Below are 12,990 nucleotides of genomic sequence, written 5' to 3'. Positions count from 1 at the left end.
TGAATCCGCGGTGCCCCTCGACCCGCGCTAAGAGCGGAAATAAGACGATTCCCAGCTGCGCGTGTTTTCGCGCGCGGTCAGACACTCGACGATGGGTGGTTCTCACTGTGACTGTCACCGAGCCGGTCGACTCCGCGAACCCGACCGAACAACCGCAACTGAGTCTCGGCCGTGCCGCCGCGCGCACCCTGGCGACGACGACCAAGTCGGTCCCCCAGATGCAGGGCATCTCCTCCCGGTGGCTGCTGAAGGTGCTGCCCTGGGTCGAGGTCTCCGGTGGTACCTACCGGGTCAACCGCCGGCTGAGCTACACCGTCGGCGACGGCAGGGTGCAGTTCACCAGCGCCGGTTCCGAGGTCCGCGTCATCCCGGCCGAACTCGGCGAACTGGCGCCACTGCGCGGCTACGAGGACGAGGACGTGCTGGGCGAGCTGGCGCGCCGGTTCAGCCAGCAGGAGTTCCAGCCCGGGGACGTGCTCGTCGAGTTCGGGCACCAGGCCGACCGCGTGTACCTCATCGCGCACGGCAAGATCAGCAAGGTCGGCGCGGGTGAATACGGCGACCAGACGGTGCTCGGCACCCTCGCCGACGGCGACTACTTCGGCGAGACCGTGCTCACCAACGGGGACGTGATCTGGGAGTACACCGCGAAGGCCGTCACCGCGTGCACGGTGCTTTCCCTGCCGCGTCAGTCGTTCGACGAGATCGTCGGCCGCTCGGACACCCTGCGCGATCACCTCGAGCAGTTCGTCGCGGGCGGGCAGCTGTCCCGCAACGAACACGGCGAGGCCGAGATCGACCTCGCGTCCGGTCACGACGGCGAACCGCAACTGCCCGGCACGTTCGTCGACTACGACGCCTCGCCGCGCGAGTACGAGCTGAGCGTCGCGCAGACCGTGCTGCGGGTGCACAGCCGCGTCGCCGACCTCTACAACCAGCCGATGAACCAGATCGAGCAGCAGTTGCGGCTGACCATCGAGGCGCTGCGCGAACGCCAGGAACACGAGCTGATCAACAACGGCGACTTCGGCCTGCTGCACAACGCCGACTTCGACCTGCGCGTGCCGACGCGCACCGGCCCGCCCACCCCGGACGACCTCGACGAGCTGCTCGCGCTGGTGTGGAAGGACCCCGGGTTCTTCCTCGCGCACCCGAGGACGATCGCCGCGATGGGCCGCGAGTTCACCAAGGCCGGGGTGTACCCGGACTCGGTCGACCTCGGCGGTCACCACGTGCCCGCCTGGCGCGGCGTGCCGATCCTGCCGTGCAACAAGATCCCGGTGACCGAGACCAGGACCAGCTCGGTCCTGCTGATGCGGACCGGCGAGGACGCGCAGGGCGTCGTCGGCCTGCACCAGACCGGGCTGCCCGACGAGTACCAGCCGGGGCTGAACGTGCGGTTCATGGGCATCAGCGACCAGGCGATCATCTCCTACCTGGTCAGCGCCTACTACTCCGCGGCCGTGCTGGTGCCCGACGCGCTCGCGGTACTGGAGAACGCCGAGATCGGACGGGAAGGCTGAGCCGTGACGCTCATCGAGGAACCCGCGGCGCCGCCCCAGCAGTCCCTCAGTACCACCGCGGCGCGCAAACTCGCCACGACGACCAAGACCGTCCCGCAGATGCGCGGGATCACCCCGCGGTGGCTGCTTTCGCAGCTGCCGTGGGTCGGCATCCCGGCGGGCAGCTACCGGGTCAACCGGCGGCTCACCTACACCGTCGGCGACGGGAAGATCACCTTCGTCGCGACCGGCGCGCAGGTGCAGGTGATCCCCGCCGAACTCGCGGAACTCCCGCTGCTGCGCGGGTTTTCCGACGAGCAGGCGCTGGCCGCGCTCGCCGAACGGTTCGAACAGCGGGAGTACGGGCCGGGCGAGGTGATCGCCACGGCCGGGTCCCCGGTGGACATGGTCGTGCTGATCGCGCACGGCAAGGTGAGCAGGCTCGGCGTCGGCGAATACGGCGACCCGCAGCTGCTCGGCACGTCCAGCGACGGTGATCAGCTCGGCGGGGAGATGCTCAGCGGTGAGGCCAGGGAATGGGCATTCACCGCGAAGACCGCGACGAGCTGCACGGTGCTGGTGCTGACCGAAGCGGCGTTCCGGGCGTTGAACGGGCGGGCGGACTCGCTGCGCGCGCACATCGCCGAGGTGCTCGCCAGCCCGGAAAAGCCCCACAACAAGGCCGGTGAGGCGAGCATCGACCTCGCCTCGGGGCACGACGGCGAACCGCCGATCCCCGGCACGTTCGTCGACTACGACGCCTCCCCGCGCGAGTACGACCTCGCCGTCGCCCAGACCGTCCTGCGGGTGCACAACCGCGTGAAGGATCTCTACAACGACCCGATGGATCAGCTGGAACAGCAGTTGCGGCTGACCGTGGAGGCGCTGCGCGAACGGCAGGAACACGATCTGGTCAACAACACCGATTTCGGCCTGCTGCACAACGCCGATCTCGGCCAGCGGATCACCACCCGCACCGGGCCGCCGACGCCGGAGGACCTCGACGATCTGCTCTGCCGCCGCCGCAAGACGCGCTTCTTCCTCGCGCATCCGAAGGCGATCGCCGCGTTCGGCAGGCAGTGCACCGCGCGCAAGGTGTATCCGGCGAACGACGTGCTGGACGGGCGGCGGGTCACGACCTGGCGCGGGGTCCCGATCCTGCCGTGCGACAAGATCCCGATCAGCGAAACGGGTACGACGTCGATCCTGGCGATGCGCACCGGCGCGGACGATCACGGTGTCGTCGCGTTGCGGCCCGAGTCGCTGCCCGACGAACGGCAGCCGGGGCTGAACGTGCGGTTCATGGGCATCAACGACCGCGCGGTGACGTCCTATCTGGTCAGTGCCTACCACTCGGCCGCGGTGCTGGTTCCGGACGCGCTCGGGGTACTCCAGGACGTCGAGATCGGCCGGTGAGATGAGCACGACCGACACCCGCGCCGTCGAGCGGTCCGCCGACGAGGTCCTCGTCTGGAGCCGGGATCTGCTCGATCCGGCGCTGCGCGCGGCGGTGGACCGGCTGCCCGCGGCGATGCGGCACATCTCCGGCTACCACTTCGGCTGGTGGGACGAACGGGGCGAGCCGATCCACGCCAGGGCCGGGAAAGCGGTCCGCCCGGCCCTGGTGCTGCTGTGCGCGGAGGCGGCGGGAGGGGAGGCCGCCGAGGCCCTTCCCGCCGCCGTCGCGGTCGAGCTGGTGCATAACTTTTCGTTGCTGCACGACGACGTCATGGACGGCGACACCACCCGCAGGCACCGGCCAACGGCGTGGAGCGTGTTCGGCACGTCGGCGGCGATACTGGCCGGGGACGCGCTGTTGTCGCTGGCCATGGAGATCCTCGCGCCGGGCGGCGCGGCCGGTGTCCGGGCGCTCAGCACCGCGACGCTGGAACTGCTGGAAGGGCAGAGCGAGGATCTCGAGTTCGAGCGGCGAACCGAGGTCCTGCCGGACGAATGCGCGAGGATGGCGATGGGCAAGACCGGCGCGCTGATCGGCTCGGCCTGCGCCCTCGGCGGCCTCGCCGTCGGGGGACGGCCCGAGCTCGTCAAACGGTTCGGCCTGTTCGGTCGGTCGCTCGGGCTGGCGTTCCAGCACGTCGACGATCTGCTCGGGATCTGGGGCGATCCCGAGGTCACCGGGAAGCCGGTGTTCTCCGATCTGCAGAACCGGAAGAAGTCGCTGCCGGTGGTCGCGGCGCTCGCCTCGGGCGCCGACGGGATGCGCGAGCTGGCCTGCCTGTACGCCCAGGAACTCCCGCTGTCGGCACCTCAGCTGGCCCGCGCGGCGGAGCTGGTCGAGCTGGCGGGCGGCCGCACGTGGAGCCGGTCGCAGGCGGATCTCCTGCTGGCGGAGGCGATGCAGCACCTCGCCGTCGCGAACCCCTCGCCCCGGCCCGGTGCCGAACTGGCCGCGCTGGCCCGGCTCCTCACCCACCGGAGCCGCTGACTCCACGGTCTCCCGCGCGGGGAAAGTCGGGTTCCCCTTTCGCGGGAGCGTGCCAGGGTGCGGCACCCCGGCACGCCGATGTGGGACTCGCCGACGCACGCGCCGCTGTCGGCGAGTCCCACGCTCGCACACGCGAGTTCTCCATCCCATCACGCGAGCTCTCCATCCAGACACGCGAGTTCCGCCTCCCATCGCGCGAGTTCCGCCTTCACGCACGCGGGTCCCGGTCACCGGTCTCTTGACACTCTCACCGGGACGCACGAAAGTCGTTGCGGTATCCCCATTCCGCCGCCACGAACCTGCTGAGGAGTACGCGCGAATGCGTTTTCTGGGAAGCCGTGGGCTGATCGCGGCGGCGGCGCTGGCCGGCACCCTGGTGACGGCTCCGGCCGCCGAGGCGGCACCGGCGTCGTGCGCGGTGGCCGACGCGATGGTGTCCGCCGGGAACTACTGGCTCGAGCACGGGACGAACCTGGCGGCGCCGGACTGGCAGAACGCGACGTTCCACGTCGGGAACCTGGCCACGGTACGGACGACCGGGGTGTCCAACCACAAGACGCTGCCGTGGGCGAAGGCCAACGGCTACCTCTTGCAGAACGATCCGAAACGCCCGTTCTTCCCGGATTTCGAAGCGGCGGGCGAGGCTTATCTCGATCTGTACACGTATTTCCATCCGGATCCGCCGATTCTCGCCGATCTGCGGTCCCGGATCTCGGCCGAGGTCGCCAGTGTCGCGCAGGGGCACGACGACTACTGGAACTACGTCGACGCGCTGAACATGGCGATGCCGTCGTTCGCCAGGATCGGCCTCCTCGACCAGGACGAGTCCATTTTGGACACCATGCAGAAGCTGTTCCACCACGCGGAAAAGGAGATCGGGCTGTTCGACGAGGCCACCGGCCTGTGGTACCGGGACGCGCGCTATGTCGGCACCGGGACGTTCTGGGCGCGGGGCAACGGCTGGGCGCTGGCCGCGCTGACGAAGGTGCTGCAGGTGCTGCCCGCGTCGGATCCGCGCCGGCCGGAGTACCTGCGAGTGTTCACGAAGATGGCGAACACGCTGCGGTTCACGCAGCGCGGTGACGGGTTCTGGAACTCCGATCTCCTGCGGCCGTGGCACTACGGCGGCCCGGAAAGCAGCGGGACCGCGATGTTCACCTACGGCCTCGCGTGGGGCGTCAACGCCGGGATCCTCGACGCGGCCCGCTTCCGCCCGGTCGTCGACCGCGGCTGGAAAGCCTTGTCCACCAAGGCTTTACGTCCCGACGGCCGGTTCGGCTACGTCCAGCCCGTCGGCGCCGCCCCCGGCCCCGCGAAACCCGCCGACACCGCCGCCTACGGCGTCGGCGCCTTCCTCCTGACAGGCCAGCAAGTCGCCAACCTCACCCCCGGCTGCTAGTCACCCGTCCCCAAACGGACGACACGCGTACCTGAACGGCGAACTCGCGTACCTGAACGGACGACACGCCGCCGCCAGGTCAGCCCAGTGTGTCGTCCGTCTGGGTACGCGAGTCGTCCGGTCACGCGAGACACGCGGAGGGGTCGGCGCGGCGGAGGGCGGGGTCGGACTGGGCGAAGGTGCGGGCGGCGCCGGGGCCGGAGGTCCGGGTTTCGAAACGGACGGTGACGCGGCCCTGGCCCGCGCCCTGGACCCAGCCGGTGCCGTGTTCGTCGTGGGCGACGTCGTCGCCGGGGCGCCAGGTGCTGGGGACGTCGGGGGCGGCGGGAACCAAGGGAGTCACAGGAGCGGCGGGAGAAGTGGGAGCCGGAGTGTCCGGTGTGGACAGTGTCAGGGTGAACAGGGCGTCCTGGTGCGGCACGGAAAGGCCACTGAACGCGACCCCGGCCAGCCGCACCCCGCCGAACTCCTCGGGATCCAGCAGCAGCCGTTCCGCGGTGGCGGTGAGCTGTTCGAGGTCGTCGGTCGGGGACGCGGTGGTCTCCGACCGGGTCACCGTGCTCATGTCGGTGTGCCGCAGCTTGATCACCACGGTCCGCGCGACCCGCCCCGCCTGCGTCAGCCGCTTGTGCGCACCGGCGGCGATCTTGCGGATCTCGGCACGCAACGCGGCGAGGTCGATGATGTCGACGTCGAACGTCGTCTCGGCGCTGACCTGCTTGGCCTCGCCGCGCTCGGCCACCGGCCGGTCGTCGGAACCCCCGGCCAGCCGCCGCAGCTCCCGCCCGACCGCGCCGCCGAGCGTGGCGACGGCGTCCGCTTCGGACAGTGCGGCCAGCTCCCCCAGCGTCTGCACGCCGATGACGCGCAGTTTCGACTCGGCCACCGGGCCGATCCCCCACAACGCCCGCACCGGCAGCGGGGCGAGGAATTCCCGTTCGGTGCCCGGCGGGACCACCAGCAGACCGTCCGGTTTGGCCTCGTCCGAACCGATCTTCGCGACCTGTTTGCCGGTGCCCGCGCCGATCGACGCGACCAGCCCGGTCGCCGAGCGGATCCGGGCCCGCAGCCGTTCGCAAAACTCCGTCACCGTCTCGACGTCCGCACCGGCCAAATCGGGCGGCTCGGCGAAGGCCTCGTCGAGCGAGATCCGTTCGAGCACCGGTGCGAACTCGCCGACGACGTCGAAGACCTCCTTGCTCAGCAACTCGTACACCCGGAACCGGGGCGGCAGGATCACCCCGCCCGCGGGCAGCAGCCGCCGCGCCTGCGACATCGGCATCGCCGACCGCACGCCGTAGACCCGGGATTCGTAGCTGGCCCCGGAAACGACGCCGCGTGGCCCCGTCCCGCCGACGACGACCGCGCGCCCGGCCAGCGTCGGCCGGGTCAGCTGCTCGGCCGAGGCGTAGAAGGCGTCGAGGTCGAGGTGGATCACCCAGCGGCTCACCGCTCGGCCCCCGGCACCTCCAGCAGCCGGTGCAACGCACGGGTGTAGTCCTCGAACGCGACCCGCCCGCGCGCGGTGAGCCGCACCAGCGTCACCGGCGTACGATGCTCGTAGGCCTTGGTGATCTCGACGTACCCGGCGTCCTCCAGTTTCCGCAGATGCGTCGAGAGGTTCCCCGGGGTCATGTCGAGCAGCTGTTGCAGGCGCGGGAAGGTGATCTGGTCGTCGGTGTGCAGCCCGGCGAGCGCGACCGTGACGCGCAGCCGAGCCTGCGCGTGGATCACCGGGTCGAGCTGCGGCAACTCCTCGCTCATGCGATCGACTCGCTTCGCGAGACAGTGTTCGATCCTTTTTGGCGCATGATGTCGATGATTCGCTCGCAAGCTTCGCTCATGGGTTCCGCCCGCGCACCGTGTGACCGCGCCGCTCCAGCACGACGTACACCAGCGCGGCGAGCAGGAATCCCCCGCCACCGCAGAGGCACAGCACACCGAAGTTGCCCGGATATCCGGCCAGCACGCTCGCCGCGGCCGAGAGGATCATCCACCCGCCGAGGCCGAACTGCAGTTTGTCCTGCCAGATCGCGCCGCCCGCGAGATAGAGCACTCCGGTCAGCAGCAGCGAACTTCCCGACCACAGCAGGGAAATCGCGCCATCGGGCAGGCCGAGCCGTCCAATCTGGACGTTCACGACCCACAGCCCGAGGTAGCCGATCCCCCAGCTCCAGCCGTACAGCGCGCCGCTGAGCCGGGACGGCCCGCGGATCCCCCGGCTCCGGCGGATGCCATAGAACGCGGAATAGCCGATGGCGGCCACGAACAACGCCGCCACCACGACTATCCCCAGCCACACCGGCACGAACGCCCGCGTGATGGCCAGATACAGCAGCCCCCAGCCGACGAGCCAGGCCACACCCCAGACAAGGAGCAGCCGCGCCGGTTCGAACCGCAGTTCCCGGCGCAGCTGCTCCTTCTGCCGGGCGATCAGGTTCAGCGACTCTTCCGCCGACATCGGCTCGGCTTCGTCATCCACCCTGCTCGCCCCTCCCGCCATGCCGACCCCCGATACAGCACGGAAGCTACTGTGCCATTGGTTCCCAATCCGACGGCAGCCACGGCGGAAACAGTACCTACGAGCGGGTCGGCTGCGGACCGTATCCGCCTACTTTCGGTCGGATTGGTAACGCGTGTGATCACAACTTGGCCGTGTCCAGCCGGAACCGCCGCAGCACCACCAGCGCGGGCACCACCAGCCACGCGGCCAGCACCAGCACCGCGATCCCCGTCCCGGAAGAGTGCGTCAGCGGCGCCCGCCCGAGCGTGCCCAGCCAGTACGACGGCAGGAAACGCGCGACCGTGCCCATCCAGTCGGGCAGCATCTCCAGCGGCATCCACAGCCCGCCGAACATGCCCAGCGGCAGCATCAGCGCCCCGGTGACCGCGCCGACGGTGTCGCCCTTGCCGTGCAGCCCGGCCAGCAGGCCCAGCACCGCGAACGGCAGGGCTCCCGCCCACAGCGAAACCAGCGCCGTCAGCCATTGGCCGGGCGTGAGGTGTTCACCGCGGATCAGGCCCGCCGCGAAAATGATCAGGATCACCGGCAGGGCCACGGCCATCGCCGAAAGCACCTTCACCGCGAGATACCCGGGCGCGCGCATCGGCGTCACCCGCAGCTGACGCTGCCAGCCCTCGGTGCGTTCGGTGGCGACTCTCGCCCCGGTGAACAACGCGCCGGTCATCGCCCCGTACGCCGCCATGTTGACCATCGTGACGACGCCCGCCTTGACGCCGTCGGGCGTGACGTTGTCGCCGAAAAGCCCGCCGAAGAGCAGGAACATCACCAGTGGCATGCCGATGGTGAAGAGCGCGAACTGCGGGCTGCGCGCGATGCGCAGGATCTCCAGGCGCAGGTAGGTCGCGTTCATCGGAGGGCTCCCTGCGGCACGGCGGCGTTGTCGGAGGTCAGTGCCAGGAACGCGTCTTCCAGCCCGACGGCGGTGATCTCGATGTCGGCCGCGAGCGGGAACGCGGCCAGCAGCCCGCGGATGGCGGTGTCGGAATCGGCGCACGCGAGTTCGGCGCGGTCCCCGCGCAGCCGCACGGTGGACACCCCCGGGATCGCGGCCAGCCCGGCCTCCGACGCGCCGGGCACGACGGCCCGCAGCACCCGGCCCGCGACGGCGGCCCGCACCTGGGCGACCGGCCCGTCCGCGACGATCCGGCCGTGTCGCATCAGCACGACGCGGTCGGCGTAGTCCTCGGCCTCGGCGAGGTAGTGCGTCGCGAACAGCACCGTCCGGCCGGAGGCGGCGAACTCCCGCATCGACGTCCAGAATTCGCGCCTGCCGTCGACGTCGAGCGCGGCCGTCGGCTCATCGAGCACCAGCAGGTCCGGGTCCCCGGCCAGCGCCATCGCGAACCGGACCCGCTGCTGCTGCCCACCGGAAAGCTTGCCGCAGCGGCGATTCGCGAAGCCGGTGATCCCGGCCCGCGCCATGACGTCCTTCGCCGGCAGCGGCCGCTCGTGCGTCGAACGCACCAGCGAGACGTGCTCGGCCGCGGTGAGGTCCCGCAGCAGGGTCCCGTTCTGCACCATCGCGGCCATCCGGCCGTTCTCCACCGCCGTCCTCGGCTCGCCGCCGAAGACCCGGACCTCCCCCGCGTCCGGCCTGGCGAGGCCGAGCAGCAGGTCGACCGTGGTCGACTTGCCCGCGCCGTTGGGCCCCAGCAGCGCGACGACCTCGCCGCGCGCGACCTCGACGGAGACGCCGTCCACCGCCAGTACATCGCCGAACCGCCTGGTCAGCCCGTGCAGGCTGAACGCGGGCCCCTCGGTTTCCGCCCCCATGCTTTCCCCCTTGAACTACTCTGAACCACAAAGTCGATGGGCACTTTGTAACACAAAGCTCCCTGCGGAGAAAAGCGACAGTGGCCCCGGACACCACGAACGCCCCGGCGACACGAGGTCGCCGGGGCGTTCTACGCACTCAGGAGGTCAGCCGAAGAGAGGCTGCTCCACTCGCGCGCTCTGCTTCGCGGGCAGCTCCGACTTGGCCGCCGTCGGCGGGGGCGGCGTCGGCTGCGGCAGCGGCGCGCATTCGACGTCGGCCGTGCGCCCCGGCTTGCGATCCGGCAGCTTGCCGGTGGCGAGGTAGTCGGCGATCTTGTTGTCCACACAGGCGTTCCCGCGCGGGGTGATCGCGTGGCTCGTCCCGCCCGGCTCGGCAATCAGCGCCGCGCCCGGGAAGCGGCTACGCACCTCGAGGCTGCCTTCGAACGGCGTCGCCGCGTCGAGCGTCTCGTCGATCATCAGCACGCTCTCGACACCCTTGCCCTGGACGTTCACCGGCTTGCCCGGCTTCACCGGCCAGTTCGTGCACGGCGCGTTGTACCAGGCGTTCTGCCAGGTGAAGTACGGCGCCTTGGCGAAGGTACGCCAGTTGTCGGCACGCCAGCGGTTCCAGTTCGCAGGCCACTGGACGTCGGTGCACTGCACGGCGAGGTAGACGGCGTAGCCGTTGTCGTCGCCGCGACCGCCGAAGTTCTCGAACAACGTCTTCATGTTCTGCCAGTCGCCCTTGTTGACGTACCGCGAAAGCGCGTCACCGAGCAGCGTCCAGCGCAGCTGGTAGTACCCGGCCTGCTGGAAGACGTCGATCAGCTCGTCCGGCCCGATCACGCCACCGGCAGGGTTGACCGAGGCCTTGAGCAGCTGCTCGTCGAACACCCGCTTGACCGCGTCCTGGGTGGTGCCGAGGTGGTAGACGTCGTCGTGCTTCGCGACCCAGCCGAACCAGGTGTTGAGGTTGGCATCGAAGGCGACGTCCTGGTTCAGGTTAACCTGGTACCAGACGTAGCGCGGGTCGACCGTGGAGTCGAGGATCATCCGGCGCACGCGCTGCGGGTACGTCGTCCCGTAGACCTGGCCGAGGTAGGTGCCGTAGGAGTACCCGTAGAAGTTCACCTTCTCGGCTCCGAGCGCGGCACGGATGCTCTCCATGTCGCGCACGGTGTCGGTGGTCTTCATGTTCTCCAGCAACGCGCGCGGGTTCTTCTTCCCGCAGGCCTCGGCGTACGCCTTGGTCCGGTCCAGCCAGACCTTCTCCATGCCCGGGGTCAGCGGGAGGTAGTTGGGCCGGTTGTAGTCCGCGTAGTTCGGTTCGCACGACAGCGCGGGCTTGCTGCTCCCGACGCCCCGCGGGTCGAAGCCGATCCAGTCGTAGGCGTCACCGGCGTGGTTCGGCACCCGCTTGCCCGCCAGCGCGAGCCGCAGCCCGGACCCACCGGGGCCACCGGGGTTGGTGAGCATGACGCCCTGGTACTGCGCCTCCGGGGTCTTGTGCTGGATCCGGCTCAGCGCGAGCTGGATCTTCTCGCCCGAGGGCTTGGCGTAGTCGACCGGAACCGAGAGGTAGCCGCATTGGGCGCCGGCGGCCGTCAGTGCCTGGTCGGCGCAGGCACCCCAGGCGATCGGGGATGGCGCTGCGGCGGGCGCGGCGCTCGCGGCCGGGGCGACCGCCAGCGTCGAGGCCAGCGCGGCAGCGGCCACCGCGGCGAAAACAGCTCGTCTCACGAATTTTCTCCCTTTCTCCCACAGTGGAAGCGGGTGCACCATAAACCGGACCGGTCGCTCGTGGACGGCTATCGCGGCATAGTTGGGCCGAAAGCCTACTAAAGATGGACCGGGAGTCCGGATCAATCCGGCAAAAAACCGATTGGCACCCCACCGCGGAGACGGATACGGTACGTCTCATGTTGATCTACTTCGCGCGCTTGCGGCTGTCCTGAGACGGCGTGACCGCCGGGCCCCCGCCATCGGATGAGGCCCCCTTCTTCTGCGCGCCGTCCACGCACTACATCTGTTACCGGTAAAGGACTTTCATGCGTTCGCAGAAGCACATAGCCATGATCGGCTGCACCGCGCCGAGCCACATCTACCCGTCGCTGGGGGTCATCCGCGAGCTGGTCGCCAGGGGGCACCGGGTCAGCTACGTGGTCGGTGAACCCCTCGCGGACCTGGTCGCCCCGACCGGCGCGGAGGTCGTCACCCACCCGACGATCTTCCCGCTCGGCGAGGCCGCCGTGTGGCCGGAGGAACCCGCCGAAGCCATGCGCGTGTTCCTCGATGAGGCCATCGCCGTCTTCCCCCGGCTGACCGAGGTCTACGACGACGACCGCCCCGACCTGCTGCTCTACGACATCGGCGGCCTGCCCGCCCCGGTGCTCGGACGGCGCTACGACGTCCCGGCGGTCCAGCTGTCGCCGACGCTCGTGGCCTGGGAGGGCTACCGCGAGGACATGGCGGAAGTCATGGAGCCGATCCAGAACTCACCGTCCGGAAAGGACTATCATGCTGCTTATTCTGTTTGGCTGAAGGAAAACGGTATCGACCAGGACCCCTGGGACTGGATTTCGCTGCCGGAGCACATCCTCTCGCTGATCCCGAGGGCGATGCAGCCCAACGCCGGCCGCGTCTCCGATGCCGTGCGGTTCGTCGGGCCGTGCCTCGACGAGAACAGGCTCGCCGACCGGAGCTGGACCCCGCCCGCCGACGGGAAACGGGTCCTGCTCGTCTCCTTCGGCACGGCGTTCAACGACCAGCTCGACGTCTACCGCGCGTGCGTCGAGGCGTTCGGAGACTCGGACTGGCACGTCGTGATGTCGATCGGGAAGCACGTCGACCCGGCCGATCTCGGGCCGCTACCGGATTCGTTCGAGGCGTACCCGCAGGTCCCGCAGCTCGCGGTGCTCGACGCGGCGTCGGCGTTCATCACGCACGCCGGGATGGGCGGCTGCACGGAATCGCTGTGGTACGGCGTGCCGACCGTGGCGATCCCGCAGGCCGCCGACCAGTTCGGCAACGCGGCGAAGCTTGAGGAACTGGGCGTCGGCAAGCACCTGCCCGCTGAGGAGGTCACCGCCGCGACGCTGCGGTCCGCCGTCGACGAGGTGGCGGGCTCCCCCGCCGTCGCCGCGCGGCTGGCCGAGCTGAAGGCGGAGATCCGGTCCCACGGCGGCGTCCGCGCCGCGGCCGATGCCGTCGAGTCCTATCTGGACGCGAGCTGAAGGGGACTTTCCTCCGATAACACGCGCTGAAGGGGGGGGGTGGAGGATGGCGAGGAGAGGGAGAGAGGCAAAAGAGAGCAAGACGGGGACGGGGGGTGGGGGGTTGGTTTGGGTTGATGGGAGAGGGG

The 12,990-nt window shown here is 69.8% G+C and carries 11 protein-coding genes; 5 read left to right on the top strand and 6 right to left on the bottom strand.

Going from position 1 to position 12,990, the window contains the following annotated elements; all coding sequences use genetic code 11:
- Positions 1–107: 107 nt before the first annotated feature.
- The 4 genes from ACFWX1_RS22835 to ACFWX1_RS22820 all read left to right on the top strand — a co-directional run bounded on the left by ACFWX1_RS22835 (position 108) and on the right by ACFWX1_RS22820 (position 5,347).
- A complete protein-coding gene (locus ACFWX1_RS22835) occupies positions 108–1,523 on the top strand; it encodes a family 2B encapsulin nanocompartment shell protein (RefSeq protein WP_378390362.1) in 1,416 nt (471 codons plus the stop codon).
- 3 nt (positions 1,524–1,526) lie between these two features.
- Positions 1,527–2,918: a family 2B encapsulin nanocompartment shell protein gene (locus ACFWX1_RS22830; protein ID WP_378390360.1), complete on the top strand. Its 1,392-nt coding sequence runs from the start codon at positions 1,527–1,529 to the stop codon at positions 2,916–2,918.
- Position 2,919: 1 nt separating this feature from the next.
- The gene (locus ACFWX1_RS22825; protein ID WP_378390358.1) at positions 2,920–3,948 is read left to right on the top strand and encodes a family 2 encapsulin nanocompartment cargo protein polyprenyl transferase; all 1,029 of its coding nucleotides are present in this window, start codon (positions 2,920–2,922) and stop codon (positions 3,946–3,948) included.
- 319 nt (positions 3,949–4,267) lie between these two features.
- Complete coding sequence (locus ACFWX1_RS22820) at positions 4,268–5,347, top strand: glycoside hydrolase family 88 protein (protein WP_378390356.1); 1,080 nt, start codon at positions 4,268–4,270, stop codon at positions 5,345–5,347.
- A gap of 121 nt (positions 5,348–5,468) precedes the next feature.
- On the opposite strand, the gene ACFWX1_RS22815 is transcribed toward ACFWX1_RS22820, so the two are convergent.
- The 6 genes from ACFWX1_RS22815 to ACFWX1_RS22790 form a co-directional block, all read right to left on the bottom strand.
- Entirely contained in the window at positions 5,469–6,797 is a 1,329-nt protein-coding gene (locus tag ACFWX1_RS22815; RefSeq protein WP_378390354.1) for a DNA polymerase IV, read from the bottom strand.
- Positions 6,794–7,111 (bottom strand): transcriptional regulator, encoded by a 318-nt coding sequence (locus ACFWX1_RS22810; protein ID WP_378390352.1) that lies wholly within the window; start codon positions 7,109–7,111, stop codon positions 6,794–6,796. Before ACFWX1_RS22810 ends, ACFWX1_RS22815 begins: the two co-directional genes overlap by 4 nt.
- Positions 7,112–7,187: 76 nt before the next feature.
- Entirely contained in the window at positions 7,188–7,829 is a 642-nt protein-coding gene (locus tag ACFWX1_RS22805) for a hypothetical protein (RefSeq protein WP_378390350.1), read from the bottom strand.
- Between the two features lie 160 nt (positions 7,830–7,989).
- Positions 7,990–8,721, bottom strand: coding sequence for an ABC transporter permease (locus ACFWX1_RS22800; RefSeq protein ID WP_378390348.1), 732 nt, complete (start codon positions 8,719–8,721; stop codon positions 7,990–7,992).
- Positions 8,718–9,644 (bottom strand): ABC transporter ATP-binding protein, encoded by a 927-nt coding sequence (locus ACFWX1_RS22795; RefSeq protein ID WP_378390346.1) that lies wholly within the window; start codon positions 9,642–9,644, stop codon positions 8,718–8,720. The genes ACFWX1_RS22800 and ACFWX1_RS22795 overlap by 4 nt, the downstream gene beginning before the upstream one ends.
- A gap of 147 nt (positions 9,645–9,791) precedes the next feature.
- Entirely contained in the window at positions 9,792–11,369 is a 1,578-nt protein-coding gene (locus ACFWX1_RS22790; RefSeq protein WP_378390344.1) for an alpha/beta hydrolase, read from the bottom strand.
- A 308-nt stretch (positions 11,370–11,677) separates the two neighbouring features.
- Between ACFWX1_RS22790 and ACFWX1_RS22785 the strand changes: the two genes are divergently transcribed.
- Complete coding sequence (locus ACFWX1_RS22785; RefSeq protein WP_378390342.1) at positions 11,678–12,862, top strand: macrolide family glycosyltransferase; 1,185 nt, start codon at positions 11,678–11,680, stop codon at positions 12,860–12,862.
- Positions 12,863–12,990: the final 128 nt, after the last annotated feature.

It is taken from the genome of Amycolatopsis sp. NPDC059021 (genome assembly GCF_042739895.1).
Taxonomy (GTDB): Bacteria; Actinomycetota; Actinomycetes; order Mycobacteriales; family Pseudonocardiaceae; genus Amycolatopsis.
The sequence above is the reverse complement of the archived record's forward strand: the minus strand, read 5'-3'. Positions and strand labels throughout refer to the sequence as shown.

Excerpts from the sequence above, each read along its gene's own strand:
- ACFWX1_RS22825 (WP_378390358.1), top strand. The coding sequence starts at position 2,920 with ATGAGCACGACCGACACCCGCGCCGTCGAGCGGTCCGCCGACGAGGTC.
- ACFWX1_RS22820 (WP_378390356.1), top strand. The coding sequence starts at position 4,268 with ATGCGTTTTCTGGGAAGCCGTGGGCTGATCGCGGCGGCGGCGCTGGCC.
- ACFWX1_RS22810 (WP_378390352.1), bottom strand. The coding sequence starts at position 7,111 with ATGAGCGAGGAGTTGCCGCAGCTCGACCCGGTGATCCACGCGCAGGCT.
- ACFWX1_RS22800 (WP_378390348.1), bottom strand. The coding sequence starts at position 8,721 with ATGAACGCGACCTACCTGCGCCTGGAGATCCTGCGCATCGCGCGCAGC.
- ACFWX1_RS22795 (WP_378390346.1), bottom strand. The coding sequence starts at position 9,644 with ATGGGGGCGGAAACCGAGGGGCCCGCGTTCAGCCTGCACGGGCTGACC.
- ACFWX1_RS22785 (WP_378390342.1), top strand. The coding sequence starts at position 11,678 with ATGCGTTCGCAGAAGCACATAGCCATGATCGGCTGCACCGCGCCGAGC.